The sequence below is a fragment of the Streptococcus sp. KHUD_013 genome, from assembly GCF_052588545.1.
Map to the genome: position 1 here is coordinate 623,118 of NZ_CP186264.1, position 22,540 is coordinate 645,657.

General features: G+C 42.4%; 22 protein-coding genes. 17 read left to right on the forward strand and 5 right to left on the reverse strand.

Annotation, left to right across the window (positions count from 1 at the left end; translation table 11 throughout):
* Positions 1–168 precede the first annotated feature (168 nt).
* The 9 genes from yycF (at position 169) to ftsY (ending at position 11,296) form a co-directional block, all read left to right on the forward strand.
* A complete protein-coding gene (gene yycF / locus ACOXXR_RS02825) occupies positions 169–870 on the forward strand; it encodes a response regulator YycF (protein WP_342991941.1) in 702 nt (233 codons plus the stop codon).
* Positions 863–2,209, forward strand: a complete 1,347-nt coding sequence (gene vicK, locus ACOXXR_RS02830; RefSeq protein ID WP_445278686.1) for a cell wall metabolism sensor histidine kinase VicK — start codon at positions 863–865, stop codon at positions 2,207–2,209. The genes yycF and vicK overlap by 8 nt, the downstream gene beginning before the upstream one ends.
* Positions 2,210–2,217: 8 nt before the next feature.
* A complete protein-coding gene (locus tag ACOXXR_RS02835; RefSeq protein ID WP_023027096.1) occupies positions 2,218–3,027 on the forward strand; it encodes an MBL fold metallo-hydrolase in 810 nt (269 codons plus the stop codon).
* A gap of 211 nt (positions 3,028–3,238) precedes the next feature.
* Positions 3,239–3,628, forward strand: coding sequence for a YbaN family protein (locus ACOXXR_RS02840; protein ID WP_373364506.1), 390 nt, complete (start codon positions 3,239–3,241; stop codon positions 3,626–3,628).
* 158 nt (positions 3,629–3,786) lie between these two features.
* The gene (gene rnc / locus ACOXXR_RS02845; RefSeq protein WP_042361176.1) at positions 3,787–4,488 is read left to right on the forward strand and encodes a ribonuclease III; all 702 of its coding nucleotides are present in this window, start codon (positions 3,787–3,789) and stop codon (positions 4,486–4,488) included.
* A complete protein-coding gene (gene smc, locus ACOXXR_RS02850) occupies positions 4,479–8,024 on the forward strand; it encodes a chromosome segregation protein SMC (protein ID WP_445278687.1) in 3,546 nt (1,181 codons plus the stop codon). The genes rnc and smc overlap by 10 nt, the downstream gene beginning before the upstream one ends.
* On the forward strand, positions 8,014–8,811 hold the full coding sequence (locus ACOXXR_RS02855) for an HAD family hydrolase (RefSeq protein WP_414284217.1): 798 nt from the start codon (positions 8,014–8,016) through the stop codon (positions 8,809–8,811). The genes smc and ACOXXR_RS02855 overlap by 11 nt, the downstream gene beginning before the upstream one ends.
* The gene (locus ACOXXR_RS02860; RefSeq protein ID WP_445278688.1) at positions 8,808–9,629 is read left to right on the forward strand and encodes a Cof-type HAD-IIB family hydrolase; all 822 of its coding nucleotides are present in this window, start codon (positions 8,808–8,810) and stop codon (positions 9,627–9,629) included. Before ACOXXR_RS02855 ends, ACOXXR_RS02860 begins: the two co-directional genes overlap by 4 nt.
* Positions 9,629–11,296, forward strand: a complete 1,668-nt coding sequence (gene ftsY / locus ACOXXR_RS02865) for a signal recognition particle-docking protein FtsY (protein WP_023023905.1) — start codon at positions 9,629–9,631, stop codon at positions 11,294–11,296. Before ACOXXR_RS02860 ends, ftsY begins: the two co-directional genes overlap by 1 nt.
* Before the next feature lie 217 nt (positions 11,297–11,513).
* On the opposite strand, the gene zwf is transcribed toward ftsY, so the two are convergent.
* The 4 genes from zwf to ACOXXR_RS02885 all read right to left on the reverse strand — a co-directional run bounded on the left by zwf (position 11,514) and on the right by ACOXXR_RS02885 (position 15,005).
* Positions 11,514–12,980 (reverse strand): glucose-6-phosphate dehydrogenase, encoded by a 1,467-nt coding sequence (gene zwf, locus ACOXXR_RS02870; protein ID WP_023023903.1) that lies wholly within the window; start codon positions 12,978–12,980, stop codon positions 11,514–11,516.
* Positions 12,981–13,144: 164 nt separating this feature from the next.
* On the reverse strand, positions 13,145–13,960 hold the full coding sequence (locus tag ACOXXR_RS02875; protein ID WP_023023901.1) for a TIGR03943 family putative permease subunit: 816 nt from the start codon (positions 13,958–13,960) through the stop codon (positions 13,145–13,147).
* Positions 13,957–14,862, reverse strand: coding sequence for a permease (locus ACOXXR_RS02880; protein WP_023023898.1), 906 nt, complete (start codon positions 14,860–14,862; stop codon positions 13,957–13,959). Before ACOXXR_RS02880 ends, ACOXXR_RS02875 begins: the two co-directional genes overlap by 4 nt.
* Positions 14,859–15,005, reverse strand: coding sequence for an SPJ_0845 family protein (locus tag ACOXXR_RS02885; protein ID WP_023023895.1), 147 nt, complete (start codon positions 15,003–15,005; stop codon positions 14,859–14,861). Before ACOXXR_RS02885 ends, ACOXXR_RS02880 begins: the two co-directional genes overlap by 4 nt.
* A gap of 119 nt (positions 15,006–15,124) precedes the next feature.
* Between ACOXXR_RS02885 and ACOXXR_RS02890 the strand changes: the two genes are divergently transcribed.
* The 7 genes from ACOXXR_RS02890 to ACOXXR_RS02920 all read left to right on the forward strand — a co-directional run bounded on the left by ACOXXR_RS02890 (position 15,125) and on the right by ACOXXR_RS02920 (position 21,008).
* Positions 15,125–17,251 carry a Tex family protein gene (locus ACOXXR_RS02890; protein ID WP_061564200.1) on the forward strand — a complete coding sequence of 709 codons (2,127 nt, stop codon included), beginning with the start codon at positions 15,125–15,127 and terminating at the stop codon, positions 17,249–17,251.
* Positions 17,238–17,690, forward strand: coding sequence for a SprT family protein (locus ACOXXR_RS02895; RefSeq protein WP_061564199.1), 453 nt, complete (start codon positions 17,238–17,240; stop codon positions 17,688–17,690). The genes ACOXXR_RS02890 and ACOXXR_RS02895 overlap by 14 nt, the downstream gene beginning before the upstream one ends.
* Before the next feature lie 60 nt (positions 17,691–17,750).
* Positions 17,751–18,026 (forward strand): PspC domain-containing protein, encoded by a 276-nt coding sequence (locus ACOXXR_RS02900; protein ID WP_048689503.1) that lies wholly within the window; start codon positions 17,751–17,753, stop codon positions 18,024–18,026.
* A 389-nt stretch (positions 18,027–18,415) separates the two neighbouring features.
* Complete coding sequence (gene hprK / locus ACOXXR_RS02905; protein WP_023027089.1) at positions 18,416–19,348, forward strand: HPr(Ser) kinase/phosphatase; 933 nt, start codon at positions 18,416–18,418, stop codon at positions 19,346–19,348.
* On the forward strand, positions 19,345–20,127 hold the full coding sequence (gene lgt / locus ACOXXR_RS02910) for a prolipoprotein diacylglyceryl transferase (RefSeq protein WP_006595908.1): 783 nt from the start codon (positions 19,345–19,347) through the stop codon (positions 20,125–20,127). The genes hprK and lgt overlap by 4 nt, the downstream gene beginning before the upstream one ends.
* An 11-nt stretch (positions 20,128–20,138) precedes the next feature.
* A complete protein-coding gene (locus ACOXXR_RS02915; RefSeq protein WP_006595909.1) occupies positions 20,139–20,522 on the forward strand; it encodes a DUF948 domain-containing protein in 384 nt (127 codons plus the stop codon).
* A gap of 15 nt (positions 20,523–20,537) precedes the next feature.
* Positions 20,538–21,008 carry a YtxH domain-containing protein gene (locus tag ACOXXR_RS02920; RefSeq protein WP_123159032.1) on the forward strand — a complete coding sequence of 157 codons (471 nt, stop codon included), beginning with the start codon at positions 20,538–20,540 and terminating at the stop codon, positions 21,006–21,008.
* Between the two features lie 100 nt (positions 21,009–21,108).
* Here the strand turns inward: ACOXXR_RS02920 and ACOXXR_RS02925 are convergent, their stop codons facing one another.
* Positions 21,109–21,405: a DUF3270 family protein gene (locus tag ACOXXR_RS02925; RefSeq protein WP_117744481.1), complete on the reverse strand. Its 297-nt coding sequence runs from the start codon at positions 21,403–21,405 to the stop codon at positions 21,109–21,111.
* Between the two features lie 131 nt (positions 21,406–21,536).
* Here ACOXXR_RS02925 and ACOXXR_RS02930 point away from each other — a divergent pair, with 131 nt between their 5' ends.
* Complete coding sequence (locus ACOXXR_RS02930) at positions 21,537–22,466, forward strand: peptidase U32 family protein (protein WP_117744480.1); 930 nt, start codon at positions 21,537–21,539, stop codon at positions 22,464–22,466.
* The last annotated feature ends 74 nt before the right edge of the window (positions 22,467–22,540 follow it).

Sequence of the window (22,540 nt, forward strand, 5' to 3'; positions counted from 1 at the left end):
TGCTGTTCGAGTGGCTTCTATTATCTAGATATCATTTTTCCATTGCATAACCTTTTTCTTTCTCTTTCTTTACAAATCAAAGTATAACTCCCATTTTTAAAAGAAATTTGCTATAATGAAAGGAAAGAGATTTGAAGAAGCAAAGAAAAAATAGAAGTAGGTACATGTATGAAGAAAATTCTTGTTGTAGATGATGAAAAGCCGATTTCGGATATTATAAAATTCAATATGGTGAAAGAAGGTTATGAAGTCTTGACTGCCTTCGATGGGAAAGAAGCACTGGCTGTTTTCGAAGCTGAGAACCCAGATATTTTGATTCTGGACCTCATGCTTCCTGAAATTGATGGTTTGGAAGTAGCGCGTACCATTCGAAAGACCAGTAATGTACCGATTATTGTCCTATCTGCTAAAGATACCGAATTTGATAAGGTTATCGGTCTTGAAATTGGTGCGGATGACTATGTGACTAAGCCATTCTCAAATCGTGAGCTTCAAGCTCGCGTAAAAGCTTTGTTGCGTCGGACAGAACTAACGGTAGAATCACAGACAGAGTCTATATCAGATTCAGATATTGTGATTGGTGATTTGAAAATCATTCCGGATGCCTTCCTTGCTCAGAAAAAAGGCAAAGAGCTCGAGCTGACCCATCGCGAATTTGAGTTGCTCTATCACTTGGCGACCCATGTAGGGCAAGTCATGACCCGTGAGCATTTACTGGAAACAGTCTGGGGCTACGATTATTTTGGAGATGTTCGGACAGTGGACGTAACGATTCGACGTTTGCGTGAAAAAATCGAAGATATTCCAGGTCGTCCGGAGTATATTTTAACGCGCCGCGGTGTCGGTTACTATATGAGAAACAATGATTAATCACATCAAAGAAGTCATGACCTCTTATAATTTTGTTTTTATATTAATCACTCTTGGATTTATTATCGTGGTGGCCTTGCTGATCCTAGAAAATCGCCGGGATAACATGAAGCTACGTTTGTTGAATGATAAAATTAAGAGTTTGATTATCGGAGAATATTCAGATATTATTGATTTACAAGGAGGTCCTGAATTGACAGAGATTTCCAACAATATCAATGATTTATCAGAAGTTATCCGTTTGACGCATGAAAATTTGGAGCAAGAAACCAAGCGCTTGACCAGTATTCTTTCCTATATGACAGATGGAGTCTTAGCGACCAATCGTCGAGGACAGATTATCCTGGTTAATGAAATGGCTGCCAAACAACTCAATGTCGTGGTCGAAGAGGTCATGAACACTAGTATTCTGGATTTGCTTGGCATTAGTGAAGAGTATGAACTGCGTGACTTGATTACCAATGTTCCGGAACTGACGATCGATTCGCAGGATGAAAATGGGGAGTACATCTCTTTACGGGTTCGCTTCGCCTTGATTCGGAGAGAGTCTGGTTTTATTTCTGGTCTGGTTGCCGTTTTGCATGACACAACTGAACAGGACAAGGAAGAGCGGGAGCGTCGTTTATTCGTATCCAACGTTAGTCATGAACTCCGAACTCCATTGACCAGTGTCAAATCCTACTTGGAAGCCTTGGATGACGGAGCGATTTTTGATCCAGTTGCACCGGAATTTGTTAAAGTATCTTTGACAGAGACCAACCGGATGATGCGGATGGTGACGGATTTATTGAGTCTTTCACGGATTGATAATGAAACCAGTCAATTGGATGTTGAATTGACCAACTTTACAGCTTTTATTACCTTCATTTTGAACCGCTTTGATAAGATGAAGAATCAGGCTGGAGAGAAGAAATATGATATTGTTCGTGAATATCCCATTTCTCCTGTCTGGGTTGAAATTGATACAGATAAGATGACGCAGGTCTTAGACAATATCTTAAATAACGCCATTAAATATTCCCCAGATGGTGGGGAAATTCGTGTGGGGATGAAAACAACGGATGCCCAGTTGATTATTTCGATTTCGGATGAGGGCTTAGGGATTCCTAAAAAGGACCTCCCTCGTATTTTTGACCGCTTTTATCGTGTGGATAAAGCCCGTAGTCGCGCCCAGGGTGGGACTGGTTTAGGGCTTGCCATTGCGAAGGAAATTATCAAGCAGCACAATGGATTTATTTGGGCCAAGAGTGAATATGGAAAAGGTTCTACTTTCACGATTGTTCTACCATATGATAAAGATGCTATCCGGGATGATGGATGGGATAATGAGGATGAATAAGAAAACAAATGGATGAAAAAGGGTTTAAGTATAGTATTTTGGCTTCAGGATCGAGTGGTAATTCATTTTACCTAGAGACACCTAAGAAAAAAATTCTAGTAGATGCAGGCTTGTCCGGGAAGAAGATTACAGGTTTGCTTGCAGAAATTGATCGCAAACCCGAAGATCTTGATGCTATTTTGATTACACATGAACATTCGGATCACATTCATGGCGTTGGTGTACTCGCTCGTAAATACGGGATGGACCTATACGCCAATGAAGCTACATGGAAGGCCATGGAGGGAAGCAAGTACCTTGGGAAGATCGATGACTCCCAGAAACATCTTTTTGAGATGGGCAAGACCTTAACCTTTGGGGATTTGGATGTGGAAAGTTTTGGTGTCAGCCATGATGCTGCGGCTCCACAGTTCTATCGTTTCATGAAGGATGGAAAGAGTTTCGTCATGCTGACAGATACAGGTTATGTTAGCGATCGGATGGCAGGAATTGTTGAAAATGCTGATGGCTATTTGATTGAGTCCAACCATGATGTGGAAATCCTACGGGCAGGCTCTTACGCCTGGAGATTAAAGCAACGGATCTTATCCGATTTGGGTCACCTCTCTAATGAAGATGGTGCCGATGCCATGATTCGGACCCTAGGCAATAAGACCAAGAAAATTTATCTAGGCCACTTATCTAAGGAAAACAATATCAAGGAATTGGCCCATATGACCATGGTCAATCAATTGGCTCGAGCAGATCTAGCAGTGGGGCATGATTTTGACGTCTTGGATACATCTCCAGATACAGCGACTCCATTAGTAGATATCTAAATGATTAAAAAGAGAGTGGGACAGAAATCGGTAATTCGTTAGACTTCGATTTCGTCGTCCCACCTCCGCACAGTTGAGTAGGGCTGTAAAGCTGATGAAATCAGCGTAGTAGAGCCCACTCAACCACTGCGTCTTGCTCGGAAATCCAAAGACAATTGAGAGGCTAGGAGTTTTGTCTCAGCCTCTTTTAGGTCAGTATTGTAGACTGGAAATGAATGGAAAGATAGGAGTAGTAAGTTTGAAATATGTATATATGACAGTGGGGTTTATTTCCTTAGGATTAGGGATTATTGGGATTCCTTTACCGATTTTACCTACGACCCCGTTTCTTTTATTAGCCATGGCTTGTTTTGCAAAAAGTTCTCAACGATTTGAAAAATGGTTACATGGGACCAAGTTGTACCAAACTTATGTAGCAGATTATCGGGAAACAAAGTCGATCTCTAAGAAGCGGAAAAAACGAATTATCCTACAAATTTACCTATTGATGGGGATTTCCATTTACCTGGCTCCACTCTGGTTTGTGAAATTAGGTCTAGTGGGATTAACTATTTTTATAAGCTATTATTTGTTCAAAGTGATTCCGGATAAAGAAGAATGAGATAAGGAAAGAATAGCCTATAAATCCTATCGTGAAAACAAGGGAAAGGAGTGCGATACGCACTCTTTTTTGGTATAATAGAGGAGCGCATCTTTTGGACGAAATGAGTCATAAGATTCGATCCAGATGCATAAATGAAGAAAGAAAGTAGTAACGTGATGCAAGCCTTATATAACCTTCTTGCTGAGAAATTTCGGCTGACTTTTGACGATACAGAATTGTTGGAAACAGCTTTTACACATACCTCATATGCGAATGAGCATCGCCTCTTAAAAATTTCACATAATGAACGTTTGGAATTTTTAGGAGACGCTGTTCTCCAGTTAGTGATTTCCGAATATTTATTTGCCCTCTACCCAAGTAAGCCAGAGGGTGATTTGTCAAAAATGCGCTCCATGATTGTTCGTGAGGAAAGCCTGGCAGGTTTTTCTCGTGATTGTGGTTTCGATCAATTTATCAAACTTGGCAAGGGAGAGGAAAAATCTGGAGGACGTAACCGAGATACCATCTTGGGAGATTTGTTTGAAGCTTTTTTAGGGGCCTTGCTCTTGGATAAGGGAGTGGAGACTGTTCGGAATTTCATTCAGCAAGTCATGATTCCTAAAGTCGAGGCAGGTCAATTTGAACAAGTGATTGACTATAAGACACGCTTGCAAGAAATCCTTCAAATCCACGGCGATGTACAGATTACTTATGAGGTGACGAGTGAGTCAGGTCCGGCTCATGCCAAGGAATTTGAAGTTCAAGTGTCTGTCAATGGGAAAATCATCGGTCAAGGACGTGGCCGGTCTAAAAAGGCTGCAGAACAAGAAGCAGCAAAAAAAGCAGTGGAAAATAAGGTGGATCCCTCATGTATTTAAAGGAAATTGAGATTCAAGGATTTAAGTCTTTTGCAGATAAGACACGGGTCATCTTTGACCAAGGGGTAACCGCAGTGGTTGGCCCTAATGGATCTGGAAAATCAAACATTACAGAAAGTCTACGGTGGGCCTTAGGGGAATCAAGTGTCAAGAGCCTACGTGGAGGCAAGATGCCCGACGTGATTTTTGCAGGAACGGAAACTCGTAAACCCTTGAACTACGCCTGTGTAACGGTAGTGCTGGATAACCGGGATGGCTTTATCAAACATGCTGCTAAAGAAATTCGAGTAGAACGTCATATCTATCGCTCGGGTGACAGTGAGTACAAGATTGATGGCAAGAAAGTCCGTTTGAGAGATGTCCATGATCTCTTTATGGATACTGGACTTGGGAGAGACTCTTTCTCCATTATTTCCCAAGGGAAGGTCGAGGAAATCTTCAACTCGAAACCAGAAGAGAGACGGGCTATTTTTGAGGAAGCCGCTGGGGTTCTTAAATTTAAGACGCGTCGTAAGGAAACGGAATCTAAGTTGGTCCAAACTCAGGATAATTTGGACCGTTTAGAAGACATTATTTTTGAGTTAGAGGGGCAAATCAAACCTCTTGAAAAGCAAGCGCTTGTGGCCAAACGTTTCTTAGAATTGGATCAACAACGCCAAGTCCTTTATTTGGATGTTTTGATTGCTCAGATCGAAGTCAATAAAAAAGACTATGATCAAGCAGTCCAAAAAGAGGCCTCTATCCAGGAGCAATTAAAGGCTTATTACCAGAAAAGAGAAGAGTACGAGGCAGAAAGCCTCCGATTGAAACAGAGTCGTCAGGCCCTTCAACACCAATTATCAGATGATCAGGCTAGCCTCATAGAATTAACTCGCCTCTTAAGCGATTTAGAGAAACAAATCGAATTGGCACGCTTGGAGTCACAACAGGTCGCCCGAAGCCGTCAGGAAAATCAAGAGCGGGTCAATGCTCTGGAAGAACGCCTACAAGTTCTTCGGAATCAATTGGAAGAAAAACAAGCCAATACAAAGAGTCTTCAAGAAGAACTCCAAAAGAGCCAAGAAGCTCTCGAAAGTCTGGAGAAAGAATTGGCCAGCTTCTCAGAAGATCCAGATCAGGTGATCGAGTATCTACGTGAAAAATACGTGGCCTTGATGCAGGATGAAGCAGAGCGGTCAAATGAATTAACAACAATTGAAAATCAATTGGAAGCTTCAGCTCAATTGTCACAAAGTAAAAAGGAAGATTACAAAAATCAAATCCAATTGGTGACAGAATTGCAGGAAAAAGAGCAAGTTGCTAAAGAGGCTTATCAACTCGCTCAAGAGCATCTGAAACACTTGCTTGAGACCTATCAGTTAGAAGCGAAACAGTTTGAGGAAGCTCGCCAGGCCTATCAAACAGGGCAAGCCAAGATGTTTGATCTACTGGATCAAAGTAAGGAGAAACAGGCTCGCATTAACAGTTTAGAGGCGATTCAAAAAAATCATAGTAATTTTTATGCAGGCGTAAAGAGTGTCTTGCAAGAAGCGGCTCGCTTAGGTGGAATCGTGGGAGCTGTCAGTGAAAAACTTTCCTTCTCACCAGAGTATCAGACTGCCTTAGAGATTGCTCTAGGAGCCAGCAGTCAGCATATTATCGTAGAAGACGAAGGAGCAGCAACACGGGCAATCGAACATCTGAAGAAGAATCGCTCGGGTCGGGCAACCTTCCTTCCTTTGACAACCATTAAACCACGCTACCTTGCAGGAAAGAATCAAGAACTGATTGAAGCCTGTCCAGGGTTCCTAGGGATGGCTAGCAGTTTGGTTGACTATGATCCTTCCCTCGAGTCGATTTTCCAAAACCTTTTAGGTGTCACGGCTATTTTTGATACGATTGAGCACGCTAAGGCGGCTGCTCGCAAGGTTGCCTACCAAGTTCGTATCGTGACACTGGATGGAACTGAACTGCGCACAGGTGGTTCCTATGCAGGTGGTGCGAATCGAAGCAATAATTCGATTTTTATCAAGCCAGAACTGGATCGTTTGCACCAAGAATTGGCCTCTCTTCATAAGAATTTGCGAGAAGTAGAAGGGCAGGTTCAAGAGCAACAGGACCAAGTGACCCAATCACAAGAAAAACTAGAATCTTTGAAAGGCCAAGGAGAAGGGGCGCGACTAGAAGAGCAACGCCTTCAATTGGCTTTTGAGCAAGCTCACCAGCAACTCTTGGATGCCCAAGAACTGTTAGAACTTATCCGTACAGAGCTGGATGAAGGTAGCGACCAGGAGCTTCTCAAAAAACGGGATCACTTGCAAGCGCGACTGAAAGAAATTGAGGCGGAAAAAGAGCAAGTCACTGCTGAGATTGAAGAAGTCAAGCTCAATAAAGATGTCGTTGTCGAGAAAATTGAAAATTTACGAGCAGCCATTGCCAAGCTCCAATTACAGAAAACAGAGTTGAAGAGTCGATTGACTTATGACCAAACAGATGCCGAACGCTTGCAGCAAGAGTTGGCTTCTACTGAACGGGAAATCCAAGCTCTCCAATATGCGATTGAGCAGGGAGAAGATCGACATGAGCAAATCGATGTTTCTGTCCTTGAAAAACAACTGCAAGCAACCCTTCAAGAGAAAACCGCTCTGGAGCAAGCTGTGATTCGTAAGCAATTTGAATTAGAGGATTTGGAAGGCCAGTCTGAAGATGTAGCGGGTCATATGGAACAAGCCCGTCGTCAAAATGAGGAGTGGATTCGCCTACAGGCCAAAGCAGAATCCAATCGTGATCGCTTGGCAGACAAATTGAATAAACTCATGTTGGCACTGACAGACGAATTCAAGATGAGTTTTGAAGAGGCATCTAATCAGGCCAACGAACTAGAAAATCTAGCCCAGTCTGAGCAAGTCTTAAAAGACTTGGAGAAAGCGATTAAAGCCTTAGGCCCTGTCAATATTGATGCTATCGAACAATACGATGAGGTCAAGACTCGGTTTGATTTCCTTTCCGGTCAACGAGAAGATGTCTTGGCAGCGAAGAATCTTCTTCTTGAAACCATTAATGATATGAATGATGAGGTGAAAGAACGCTTTAAGTCTACGTTTGAAGCGATTCGTGAATCCTTCCGAATCACCTTTAAACAGATGTTTGGGGGAGGATCAGCAGATCTCATCTTGACGGATGGGGATCTCTTGTCAGCTGGGGTCGAGATTTCTGTTCAACCGCCAGGTAAGAAAATTCAATCCTTGAATTTGATGAGTGGTGGGGAGAAAGCTTTGTCAGCATTGGCGCTGCTCTTCTCAATCATTCGTGTCAAGACTATTCCATTTGTCATCTTGGATGAGGTAGAAGCGGCTCTAGACGAGGCCAATGTTAAACGGTTTGGAGATTACCTCAATCGTTTTGATAAGGAAAGTCAGTTTATTGTGGTCACCCACCGTAAGGGAACCATGGCGGCAGCAGATTCCATCTACGGAGTGACCATGCAAGAATCTGGAGTCTCTAAGATTGTATCTGTGAAGCTGAAAGATATAGAAGGAATGGATAATGGAAATTAAATTAGTCGCAACAGACATGGATGGGACCTTTTTGGATGAAAATCATCAATTTGATCAAGCTTTATTCCTAAAGGTATTAAAGAAGTTTCAAGAAAAAGGGATCTACTTTGCGGTAGCAAGTGGTCGGCCTCTCCTCTCTTTGAAGACAATCTTTAAAGAGGTTCAGGATCAGATTATTTTTATAGCTGAAAACGGCAGTGTTGTTGAGTTTCATGGTGAAGATGTCTATGAAGCGACCATGAGTCCTGAATTTTACCAAGCCATGTTTGCCAAGTTACAAGAAAGTCCTTATTTTGATAAAAATAAGTGCTTGTTAACGGGAAAACGTGGGAGCTATGTTCTAAAAACCGTTGATCCAGACTATCTAGCTGCTTCACAAAACTACAATGAAAATATTCAAATGGTGTCTGATTTTTCAGAAATTGATGATCTTGTCTTTAAGATGACCACCAATTTTGACCAAGAAGTATTAGCGGAAGGGGAAGCCTGGGTTACCCAAAATGTTGAGGGTGTTAAGGCTATGACCACTGGTTATGAGTGCATTGATATTGTCTTGGATTATGTGGACAAGGGAGTCGCCATCCAAGCACTAATGGATCAGCTAGGCATTAGTCGAGATCAAGTCCTAGCTTTTGGGGATAACCTCAATGATCTTCATATGATGCAGGTTGTTGGCCATCCAATTGCGCCAGAAAATGCCCGTCCAGAGATTTTGGAATTGGCTGAAAAAGTATTAGCTCACCATTCGACAGGATCTATCCTTCGCTTCATGGAGGAAGAATTATGAGTCAGATTAAGGTTATCGCACTAGACTTGGACGGTACTCTCTTAAACTCAGAGAAGAAAATCTCCCCTCGGAACTTAGCTGCCATTCGTGCAGCTCAAGAAAAAGGGGTCAAGGTAGTTTTGACGACGGGTCGTCCCCTCAAGGCTATGGATTTTCTGCTTCAAGAGATTGGGACTGCCGGCTTGTCAGATGAATACACCATTACGTTTAATGGTGGCTTGGTACAAAAGAATACAGGGGAGATCATTGCGAAGACAGTTTTCTCTCGTGATGATGTCGTCCGTATTTATGAGGAGACAGAGGACCTTGGTTTGCCCCTAGATGCCATCAGCGAAGGGGTTGTTTATACACTTGTATCTGATCAAGAATCTCTTTACCCTCTCTATAATCCTTACTTGAACTTTATTCCCGTTTCTATTGAAGATTTGTCCAGTCAGATTTCCTACAATAAGTGTGTAACGGCCTTTCAACAGGACTATTTGGATGGCGCTATTCCAAAGATTTCTCCTGAATTAAGGGAGCGTTTTGAGATTTTTAAATCCAGAGACATGCTCTTGGAATGGTGCCCCAAAGGCGTTCAAAAGGATCGAGGCTTGGAAGCTTTGGTTGCGTATTTAGGAATCGATGCTAGCCAAGTCATGGCGTGTGGATATGAAGCCAACGATGCCAGCATGTTAAGATGGGCAGGCCTAGGAATCGCCATGGCTAATGCGGTGGATAAGGTGAAAGAGATTGCCACACTAGTCTCAGACTACACCAATGATGAAGATGCAGTCGGAAGAGCGATTGAAGAATATGTATTGAAGGAGGGTCAATAATGGGATTATTTGACCGACTATTTGGAAGAAAAGAAGAAACAAAACCACAAGTTCAGGATCTTACAGAAGAGCTTGTGGAAAGCCCTGAGAAAGCAAGCTCGTCAGCTGAGCCAGTATCACAAAAGGCTTCACAAAGTGATGAAGCAAAGATTTCGGCAATGGAAGCCTACTATGCAGAATTAAAAGAGCGAATGGCTGCCGAATCAGCGCGATCATCGCAAGAGTCGACAGCATCCATTGAAGAAGTTCCTTCAGAAGAGCATGTAAATCAGGAAACAGCTATCGAGGAAGAGGGCTCTTCTCAACTAGAGCAAGCTACCTCTCCTGAGGAAGTAACCGAACCTGCTCCTGTTCCTGAAGAACAGACTATAGAAGTAGAAACGTTACAAGAAGAGAATCTTGAAGAAGAGCCTCTGAATTCTTCATCAGATCTTGCCCAAGAAGCCTTTGATGAGGATGTTTTTGCAAAGAATGAAACAGAGGATGAGACTTCAAGTCTTTCCAAAGAACCCGAGGAAGTAATTGAAGAAGCAACTACTGAAAGTTCAGAGGAAGAAACAGGAGAGTTTGAAGAAGACACTCCAGTAGAAGAAACAACTAGCGAACCTGAAGATACAGAAGAGCTTGAAGCAGAATTGTCAGTAGAGGAAGCTGCTAGCGAACCTGAAATTTCAGAAGAGGTTGAAGAAGAGCCTTTAGTAGAAGAAACTACAAGTGAGCCAGAGATTGCTGAACCTACAGAAACGGTTCAAGAAAAATACAATCGGAGCTTGAAGAAAACTCGGACAGGCTTTGGAGCAGCACTTAATGCATTCTTTGCCAACTTCCGTTCTGTCGACGAAGATTTCTTTGAAGAGTTAGAAGAACTCTTGATTATGAGTGACGTAGGGGTCCAGGTCGCTTCGAATCTGACAGAAGAGCTCCGCTATGAAGCCCGTTTGGAAAATGCCAAGAAACCGGATGTCTTGCGTCGCGTGATCATTGAAAAATTGGTGGATCTCTACGAAAAAGATGGCCAATACAATGAGCAAATTAACTTTAAAGATGGCTTGACGGTCATGCTCTTTGTGGGAGTGAATGGCGTTGGGAAAACAACCTCTATCGGAAAACTAGCTCATAAGTACAAGAAGGAAGGGAAAAAAGTGATGTTGGTCGCAGCAGATACCTTCCGGGCAGGAGCTGTTGCTCAGTTGGCTGAATGGGGACGCCGTGTGGATGTGCCTGTTGTCACTGGTCCTGAAAAGTCAGATCCTGCAAGTGTCGTCTTTGATGGAATGGAACGGGCCGTGGCAGAGCAAGTCGATGTTTTGATGATTGATACTGCTGGTCGCCTTCAGAACAAAGACAATCTGATGGCTGAATTAGAAAAAATTGGTCGCATTATCAAGAGGGTGGATCCTACAGCCCCTCACGAAACCTTCTTGGCATTAGATGCTTCCACAGGACAGAATGCTCTGGTCCAAGCCAAGGAATTCTCCAAGATCACGCCTATTACTGGAATCGTCCTCACTAAAATTGATGGAACAGCTCGAGGAGGAGTGGTCCTTGCAATCCGAGAAGAGTTGGATATTCCTGTAAAATTAATTGGTTTTGGTGAAAAAATCGATGACATCGGTGAATTCAATTCTGAGAACTTTATGCGTGGCTTGTTAGAAGGCTTGATATAAACAAAAAGAGAGTGGGACAGAAATCGGTAATTCGTTAGAATTCGATTTCGTCATCCCACCTCCGCACAGTTGAGTAGGGCTGTAAAAGCTGATGAAACCTGCGTAGTAGAGCCCGCTCAACCACTGCGTCTTGCTCGACAATCCAAATACAACTGAAAAGAGGCTAGGACTTTTGTCCCAGCCTCTTTTCAGTTGTATTATTTGTAAGATGGATAGATTATTCTTCAATCGTTGGTTGCCAGACCCATTCAGCATTGTAATCCTTCAAGAGGTCGAAGGATGCTTGAGGTCCCATGGTTCCAGATTTGTACTCATGAAGAGGGACTTGATTTTCTGCCCATAATTTCTCAATCCGGTCAATCAAGTTCCAAGATGCTTTTACTTCGTTCCAGTGGCTAAAGTTGGTAGAGTCATTATTTAAGACATCATAGATTAACTTTTCGTAAGGCTCTGGAGAAGCACCGGTCGCTGTCGCATCAGTTTCATAATCCAAGGATATCGGAGCGATCTGGAATTGCTCGCCGACTTCTTTCCCGTTGACAGAGAGAGAGAAGCCTTCGTTTGGTTGGATGTAGATGGTCAGCACATTGGGTTCAATTTCTTGACCAAAAATAGAGTCCATCTGTTTAAAGACCACATTCACATGGGTTCCCTTTTTTGTGAGACGTTTTCCTGTACGGAAGAAGAAAGGTACTCCACGGAAGCGATCACTATCCACAAAGAAGGCACCAGAAGCAAAGGTTTCGGTCATGGATTCAGGGTTGACATTTGGTTCACTACGGTAAGAGATGTCCTTTTTCCCTTGAATTTTTCCAGAACGGTATTGACCTCGGATAAATTGTTTCTTTAATTCTTCATCAGATGGGTTGACCAATTGTTCAAAGACTTTCACCTTCTCTTTACGGATGTCTTCCTTGGTGAAGGAAGCTGGTTTGTCCATAGCTAAAAGAGAAAGCAGTTGAAGGGTATGGTTTTGGACCATGTCGCGGAGGGCACCAGATTCATCATAGTAGCCACCACGTTCTTCGACTCCTAGTCGTTCTGCAAAAGTGATTTGAACATTGTCGATATAGTCACGATTCCAGATGTTTTCAAAAATTAGGTTGGCAAAGCGGAGGGCAAAGATGGACTGGATCATTTCTTTACCGAGGTAATGGTCAATCCGGAAAATTTGCTCTTCTTCAAAGGTTTCTTCCAGTTCTTTGTTGAGCTGACTAGCTGTTTCTAAATCCGTTCCAAATGGTTTTTCAACGATCAAACGCTCAAAGCCTTTTCCATCCACAATGCCTTCAGATTTCAAATGTTTGGCAATTGTACCAAAGAATTGAGGTGCCATGGATAGGAAGAAGAGTTTATTATGCTCAGCTTGGTAGGTGTCATTGAGCTGATTTTGAAGTTCACGAAGCTTGATGTAGTGCTCCGTGTCATTAACATCGTGACTTTGATAGTAAAAATGACTGGCAAATTCCTGCGCCTGTTCAGGACTGTCTGCTAAATCCGAAATGGATTCAACGACAACGGATTCAAAGTATTCTTTGCTCCAAGGACGACGAGCAGTTCCAATCACTGCGAAATGCTCTGAAAGATTTCCAGTTTTATAGAGTCTAAAAAGGGAAGGATAGAGCTTGCGGTGGGCTAGATCTCCACTGGCCCCGAAAATGGTTACAATTACTTTTGAGGACATGTTCATACCTATTTTCTAACTTGATAAACCATATTCTACCATAAAATTCAGAAAATTTCTCTTTGAAAGTAAAAGGATTCTGAGTTTCATAGAGAAGGATGAGGGAAGAAACCACGAAAAAAGGTTGGACCGAAAGGTCACAACCGAGTAATGTTTAGTAGCCTTTAGAAGACTCGATAGACATAGGGATTAGTAGGTTTTTCTACTGAGTGAGCTTCCTCTATGTCTAAGACAGGAAGGCTTTGGCCAAGTTGTTTATGGTATTGGATCTTGAGAGTTCCAGTCGCCTGGACCCAGGTGTTATCGTCATAGGTTTGGGAGGCTCCTTTGGTTAACAAACCATAGACTCCTGAATCAGCGATACAGTGGATAATTCCAAAACGGAAGAGGAACTGACTGCCCGGATCCTGGGGATCCTTATAAATGAAGCCGGTTAGGGTAAAGGTTTTTCCAGCAAATTCATCTGGATAGTCGTAGATCACTTCCATGACTTCCATATAGTTTTCTGTCGTGATCTGGATATGATCTTGCTTGAGGTACTTCTTGGCTGCAGCCCTCATCTCAGATTCATAAGCAGACTTGGTAAAATAACTGCTAGTATCTGGCTTGAGGTATTGGTTGGTTGTGCCCTCATCATTTTGAATATCTTTGGAAGAGCCAGCCGCGATGGGAAAATGATAGCCCTTGGCTGAAACCGTTTGGGAATCCAAGGTCACTGTCGGGAATCCAATCCCTACAATCAAGGGAATCAGGAGCAGAAGAATACTCATGACTTTGGCTTTTTTACTGGTGAGGTGACTATGAACGGGCAGATTCTTCATCCAAATATAGAGCTGGACGACAGCCAAGAGGAAGGAAAGAATCATAGAGATATAGGCTAAATAGGAATAATGCATATTAATGTATTGGTTGAGCTTACCAGAAAGCTGCAAATACATAGTAATTTCGAAATAGCCTGCTAAAATGAGAAATCGAATCATAGGACCACCCCCACAAACCAAGCATAAACCAAGACAACGAGACTGACGATGCTAATGAATTGGACAATAAAGCGATTGGTCAGATAATTCTTCATCATCAAGAGGTTCTTGACGTCTAACATAGGTCCGATAACCAGAAAGGCTAAAACGGGAGCTAAGCCAAAACTCGAGAGAAGGGAAGAGCCGATAAAAGCGTCCGCCTCACTACACAAGGAGAGGAGGAAGGAGAGAAGCATAAGGAGGAGTATGGCTAGGAGTGGCGTCGCTGAAATAGAAGTTAGCACGCGAGTTGGCACATAAACCTGAACCACACTGGCAAATAAACAACCGAAGACCAGATAGCGTCCAGTGTCGAAAAACTCGTCAATGGCCTGCACAAACACTTGGAAGAAGCGTTGACCGGCAGATAGTTTTGAAAAGTCATGAAGATGGACTTCCTTGCGGTTGGCCCGTTGAATAGAAGCTGTTTGGAAAAAACCTAGGAAAATTCCCAGAACAGTCGCCACCAGGATAGAGCCGATCGCTCGTAAGAGAGCCATTTGAATAGAATTGCCAAAGGCAGAATAAGTGGCAAAGAGGACAATGGGATTAATAACCGGGGCTGTCACTAGGAAGGGCACAGCTGTATAGCTAGGTACCTTCTTCTCTAAAAAGCGATTGATGATGGGGACGATACCACACTCACAGGAAGGGAAAATAAAGCCAATCAAGGTCCCAAATAGAATTCTCCCCCATTTATTTTTGGGAAGGGCTCGGTAGACTTTTTCAGGGGTAATGTAGACATCAATCGCCCCTGAAATGATACTTCCAATTAAAACAAAGGGAAGGGCTTCAATCATAATCGAAAGAAAAATCGCTCCAGCCTGAAGGACACTGGTTGGCAGTTGTTGGAAGAAACTCATTTGTTAGAATCCTTCTGCTCTTTTTCCCCTGCTTTCTCATTCTTCTTGTCATCTGGTAAAGTGACTTGAGGGGGATCTGGGAAGACAGCAAATTCCTCAAAGAGTTTGTCTAAATCGTCTGTTTTTGAAAATTTAATCGCCATGATAGGTCTCCTTTTCTTTTTTTCTCATTATATCAAATTCTCAAAAAAGAGGGGAAAATCAAGTCCAAAAGTAAGATGAAAAAGCAGTATAGAAGGCCTTCTATGGTATAATAGAAGATATGGAAAAATATGAAAAAATAGCCCAAGAATTGGGCGTCAGTCTCAAACAGATTGATACTGTTTTGACCTTAACAGCAGAGGGATCCACCATCCCCTTTATCGCTCGGTATCGGAAAGATGCTACGGGTAATTTAGATGAAGTAGCCATCAAAGCTATTATCGACATGGACAAGTCTTTAACAGCCTTAGCTGATCGGAAAGAAACTGTTCTCGCTAAGATTGAAGAGCTTGGGAAACTGACCCCAGCCTTAAAAGAAGCGATTGAGCAAGCTGAAAAATTGGCGGATGTGGAAGAATTGTATCTTCCCTACAAGGAAAAACGCCGGACCAAGGCAACCATTGCGCGTGAGGCAGGACTTTTTCCACTTGCTCGGATGATTCTGCAAGATCAAAAGGACTTGGAAACAGCAGCAGAAGAATTCCTATCTGAAGGATTTCCAACTGTAAAGGATGCAATCTCTGGAGCAATCGATATTTTGGTCGAAGCCATTGCAGAAGACCCACAATTGCGCAACCTTACCTACCAGGAGATTCGCAAACACTCTTTGATCACCTCTAGCTTGAAGGATGAAAGCAAAGACGAGAAGCAAGTCTTCCAAATCTATTATGATTTTTCTGAGAAGATTGCAAACATGCAGGGCTACCGAACCCTGGCCTTAAACCGTGGAGAGAAATTAGGGGTATTAAAGGTTGGATTTGAGCATCCTGTAGACCGTTTGATTCGTCACTTTGAAGCCCGATTTAAATCGAAGAATAGCTACATTGAAGAAGTCATTAACCAGGCTCTGAAAAAGAAAATGCTACCAGCTATGGAGCGTCGAATTCGGACAGAACTGACAGAAGTGGCAGAAGATGGAGCCATTCAGCTTTTCTCTGAAAATCTTCGACACCTTTTGCTGATTGCTCCCCTCAAGGGGCGCGTGGTCTTGGGATTTGACCCAGCTTTTCGGACAGGAGCTAAATTAGCTGTTGTCGATCAGACAGGAAAGATGTTGACCACCCAGGTGATTTACCCTGTTGCGCCGGCTAAACCAGCACAAATTGAAGCGGCCAAAGAAGAACTGAAACGGCTGATTCGTCAATACGGCGTGGAAATCATTGCGATTGGGAACGGGACGGCTAGTCGAGAGAGCGAAGCCTTTGTTGCGGAAGTTCTCAAGGAAGTTCCAAATGTCAGCTATGTCATTGTGAACGAGAGCGGGGCATCTGTCTATTCAGCTAGTGAATTGGCTCGCCATGAGTTTCCAGAACTGACAGTTGAAAAGCGCTCAGCCATCTCCATTGCCCGTCGTTTGCAGGATCCACTGGCTGAGTTGGTTAAGATTGATCCAAAATCTATCGGAGTCGGCCAGTACCAGCATGATGTCAGCCAGAAGAAATTATCTGAAAGCCTTGATTTCGTAGTCGATACCGTGGTAAACCAAGTCGGAGTTAATATTAACACTGCTAGTCCAGCCCTCTTGTCTCACGTGGCTGGTCTCAATAAAACCATTTCTGAGAACATCGTGAAGTACCGGGAAGAAGAAGGGTTGATCACTTCTCGGGCACAGATTAAAAAGGTTCCTCGTCTGGGAGCCAAGGCTTTTGAACAAGCAGCTGGTTTCTTACGGATCCCAGAAAGTGAGAATTTCCTCGATCGGACAGGGGTCCATCCAGAAAGTTACCCTGCAGTGAAGAAGCTCTTTACCTTACTAGGCATCAAGGAGATGGATGAAGAGGCCCAAGCCAAGTTGAAACAAATTGACACGGTTTCTATGGCCCAGGAACTTGAAATTGGCCCTGAAACCTTGAAAGATATTGTCGCAGATCTTCTCAAACCAGGTCGCGATTTACGTGATTCTTTTGATGCTCCTGTCCTTCGCCAGGATGTTCTTGATTTGAAAGACTTGAAGATTGGTCAAAAACTAGAAGGAGTTGTCCGCAATGTTGTTGACTTTGGAGCCTTTGTCGATATTGGGATTCATGAAGATGGTTTGATCCACATTTCACAGATGAGTCAGCAATTTATCAAGCATCCAAGTCAAGTTGTTTCAGTTGGCGACCTAGTGACCGTTTGGGTCTACAAGATTGATTTAGAACGGGAAAAAGTGAATCTTTCCCTCTTGGCACCACATGAATCTGACTAAATACGTTCAAGAAGTATCGCTGGAAGATTTTGGTCACCCTTTTCTTCACCAAGCGATCTGGAACCCTCGCTTGCGTTCGACCGGCGGTCGCTTCTTTCCTAAAGATGGTCATCTGGATTTCAATCCTAGAATCCTAGAAAGATTTGGCTGGGAGATTTTTCGAAAGATTGTCCGTCATGAGTTGTGTCACTACCATCTCTACTATATGAAAAAGGGCTATCGCCACCAGGATCAAGATTTCAAGGCCTTACTCAAAAAGGTAGACGGCTTGCGGTATGCCCCTTCAGTTGATAAGGGAAACTATAAGATTTATGTTTGTACGAGCTGTGGGCAAGAATTCAGGAGAAAGCGGCAGATTGATCTGCAAAAGTACCGCTGTGGTCGGTGTCGAGGACTACTTAAGTATCAAGGGACAATTGATCCAGGAAATCGGCCTTGAGTCGGATGACAGTGACTTGATTTCGGGATATACTGTTCTAAAATAATAGGAGGTATGCCCTTGAATCCAACTTTTTATAAATTACGTCGAGGCAGAATCGTTTTCGGAGTATTTGCTGGACTAGCGGATCGATTTGGGCTCGATGCAAACCTATTGCGTTTTCTCTTTGTGCTCTTTAGTATCTTTCATGCTTATGGGCTTGTAGGCTTGGCTATTTATTGCCTATGTGCCTTCTCCTTGCCGTATAAAGAAGATCTTGAAAGAGAAAAGTATGGCCTCGGACCTCGCAAACGGAAGGATGCACAAGTAATCAAAGACGATGATCCATTCTTTTAAAGAATTTTCATGAATCGAATAAGAATGTGAGGCTGGGACAAAAGTCCTAGCCTCTCAATTGTCTTTGGATTATCGAGCAAGACGCAGTGGTTGAGTGAGCTCTACTACGCTGATTTCATCAGCTTTTACAGCCCTACTCAACTGTGCGGAGGTGGGACGACGAAATCGAATTCCAACGAATTACCGATTTCTGTCCCACTCTCATCTTTTTTTTCAAATGAAGAAACGATAGAAATATGGGATAACAAGGATAAAGAGAAACATCAAAGAGTACTGGAATGAGTGTGAGAATAATAGCATCAGTTTTGATACTAAAAAAAGATGCTTGAGCAAGTCTTACCTGGGATAATTTGCTATAATAGTAAGAGAAAACAAAAAGGGAGAAGCCTATGGCAATAACAGTCCGAGATTTAATTGATAAGCTTCGTTTGAAGGTTGTGTACGGCAATGAAAGCCTATTTGAAAAAGAAATCACAACGGCAGATATTTCACGTCCTGGACTTGAAATGACAGGATATTTTGATTACTATACTCCAGAACGAATTCAATTGGTTGGGATGAAAGAGTGGTCTTACCTCATCAAGATGACCTCCCACAATCGTCACCAAGTTTTGAGAAAGATGTTCCAGCCGGAAACACCGGTACTCATCATCGCGCGGGATCTAGAGGTTCCTGAAGAAATGCTCCGTGCTGCAGAGGAAAAGCAAATCGCGATTTTAAGCAGTCGCGTTCCAACTAGTCGCCTATCTGGTGAACTATCAAGCTACCTAGATTCTCTCCTTGCGGAAAGAACTAGTGTCCATGGTGTCTTGATGGATATCTATGGCATGGGGGTTCTGATCCAAGGAGATAGTGGAATCGGGAAGAGTGAGACTGGTTTAGAGCTCGTCAAACGAGGGCATCGTTTGGTAGCAGATGACCGGGTAGATGTCTTCGCCCGTGATGAGATGACCTTGTGGGGTGAGCCTGCTGAAATTCTACGTCATATGCTAGAGATTCGGGGAGTAGGGATCATTGATGTTATGAGTCTCTATGGTGCCAGTGCTGTGAAAGATTCTTCACAGGTTCAAATCGCGGTCTATTTAGAAAACTACACCAAGGAACAAACCTACGATCGTCTTGGCAATAATGCAGAAGAAATTGAGTTCTGTGGAGTGACTATTCCAAGAATTCGCATCCCTGTTAAGACAGGTCGCAATATTTCCGTTGTCATTGAGGCAGCAGCAATGAACTACCGCGCCAAAGAAATGGGATATGATGCTACTAAAACCTTTGAAGATCGATTGACCCAGTTGATTGATCAGAATGAGGTGAAAGTATGAATCCAGTAGCCATTCAACTTGGTCCCTTTAGCATTCGCTGGTATGCGATTTGTATCGTCCTCGGTCTCCTTTTGGCGGTTATCCTGTCTATGAAAGAAGCCCCTCGTAAAGGGATAGAGTCAGACGATATTATTGATTTCATTCTGATTGCTTTTCCAGTAGCGATCATAGGGGCCCGTCTTTACTATGTTATTTTTCAATGGTCTTATTACAGGGAACACCCAGGAGAGATTTTTGCCGTATGGAACGGTGGGATTGCTATCTATGGTGGACTCCTGGCAGGGGCTCTAGTCCTCTACCTATTTTCACGCAGTCGTTTGATTGACCCAGTTGATTTTTTAGATATCGCTGCACCGAGTGTCATGATTGCTCAAAGTATTGGCCGTTGGGGCAATTTTGTTAACCAAGAAGCCTACGGAGCCATTGTTAAGAATTTAGATTATTTACCTTCTTTCATTCGGAATCAGATGTTTATTGATGGACATTACCGTCAACCGACCTTCTTATATGAATCTTGTTGGAACTTGCTTGGTTTTGTGCTGATTCTTTACTTGCGTCGTCGTCCGAAACTGTTGAGAAAGGGCGAAATTACTGCTTTCTATCTAATCTGGTATGGCTTTGGTCGAATGATTATTGAAGGAATGCGGACAGATAGCTTGATGTTTTTGGGAATTCGAGTTTCACAATGGCTTTCCCTGGTCCTCATCCTGCTTGGAATCAGCATCATGATCTATCAACGAAAAAAGAATGCACCATTTTATAGAACGGAAATAGATTAAGGAGAAAAGAAATGTTTATTGAAATTGCCTATGGGCTTTTAGGGTTAGCTTTAGTAGTTTTGGTCATCTACTTGATTATCTTGTTTTCAAAGATTGGAAAAGTTGTAGATGAGACTCAAGTAACGATTAAGACCTTGACATCAGATGTAAATGTAACCTTACACCAAACCAATGAGTTGTTAGCAAAAGTGAATGTTTTGACAGAAGATTTGAATCAAAAAGTTGCAACCATTGATCCACTCTTCACAGCAGTGGCAGATTTATCTGTATCTGTGTCGGATCTGAATGATCAAGCACGTCAGATTAGCAAAAAAGCTGTCGTTGTTGGTGGAAAGACTGTTAAAACATCCGTCGGATTAAAAGCAGCTCGCATGGCTATGAAATTATTTAAATAAGAAAAGAGGTACCCTATGGGACGTTTATCATCATTATTAATTGGAACAATCACAGGCGCATCCGCCGCTTACTTCCTGACAACAAAAAGAGGAAAAGAATGGACTAGTAAAGTCAAAGATTTTGTGAAGGAATACCAAGACAATCCACAAGAAGTTCATGATTCAGTAAAACAATCCGCAATGGAACTATCTAAGCAAGCGTCAGACGCCATTCAACAAACTAAGGAAAAAGTTGAAAGTGGAGAGATCAACAAAGACACTGTCATCGAAACGGTCAAAGATAAGACACAAGATGTGGTAGAATTTTCACAAGATGCCATCCAAACGATTAAGGAAAAAATTCAGCAAAAGACCGGTAATCAAGCAACTCCTTTCTACCCGACACAAGAGAAAGAAAGTGAAGAGATTGTCCTGGAATTAGAAGAAGAAACAGCTCTTCCAGGAGTTGAAGAAGAACTCAAAGAAACAGCTGTAGAAGAAGAATAAAAATAATCCCTCACCATTTGGTGAGGGATTTCTCTTATGAACTGGCAAACTAGAATGAGAAATGCCAAAAAGCCTCCCGAAGGAGGCTAAAAATTTAATCTTAGTCCTTTTTCCGTTTTAACTGGAAAATGCGGAAAGCTTGGATACTTCCCAAACTACAAGCGATTGCTGAGGCAAAAGCAAAGAAAGTATTCATCTTCATTGATAAAAAGATGAAACTAAATAAAACAGTTAAGACACAAAACACAGCAATATTAAGGAAAAATAGTAGCTCACTTAATTGAGGAGCTGGTTCAGTATCAATGTTAAAATCATAATTAGTTGTTGTATTCTCTTGTTGAAGGGGAATTTCGACATAGTCGTATTCTTCAACAACTCTAAGTTTTCTTACGGGCATATTTCTCTCTCCTAACAGTACTCTATTATTTTAACACGTTTTCAAGTATAGAAATGTTACAAAACTGTTACAATTTTTACAAAATTAAGAAATTTGGAGAGCAAAAATACTTTTTTGGTATAATAGTTTTCATGAATAAGATAATTATTACAGCTACAGCTGAAAGTATTGAACAGGTTCAAGCCCTTCTAGAAGCAGGCGTAGACCGAATTTATGTTGGTGAAAAAGATTATGGATTACGACTTCCTCATACTTTCTCGTATGACGAATTAAGTCGAATTTCTGATCTAGTCCATGCAGCAGGAAAAGAATTGACAGTGGCTGTCAATGCCTTGATGCATCAAGATATGATGGATCATATCAAACCATTTTTAGATTTCCTTGCATCGATTAACGTCGATTATATCACGGTGGGGGATGCAGGTGTCTTTTATGTCTTGAAGCGGGATGGCTACAACTTTAAAACCATTTATGATGCTTCTACCATGGTGACAAGTAGCCGTCAAATCAATTTCTGGGGACAAAAGGCTGGTGTTTCTGAAGCTGTTCTTGCTCGAGAAATCCCATCTGCAGAGCTTTTCAAGATGCCAGAAATCTTAGAGATTCCTGCTGAAGTATTGGTCTATGGGGCTAGTGTAATTCACCATTCAAAACGACCTCTTCTGCAGAATTATTATAATTTTACTCACATCGATGACGAAAAGACGAGAGAGCGCGATCTCTTTCTGGCAGAGCCTGGGGATCCAGATAGCCATTACTCTATTTTTGAAGATAAACATGGAACTCATATTTTTGCCAACAATGATTTGGATTTGATGACCAAATTGTCTGAGTTAGTTGAACATGGATTTACTCATTGGAAGTTAGAGGGGATTTATACACCTGGTCAAAACTTTGTGGAAATTGCCAAGTGTTTTGTGAAAGCACGGGAGCTCTTGGAAGCTGGAACCTTCACTTCGGACCAGGCCTTCCTATTGGATGAACAGATTCACCAATTGCATCCCAAGAATCGCTTCCTCGATACTGGATTTTATGACTACGATCCAGACATGGTTAAATAAAGGAGAAAAGCCTGCCAGGAGTGCGGGCCTTCCTTTTTGATGATGGTAAAGAATGAGAATTGTCAAAACAATTC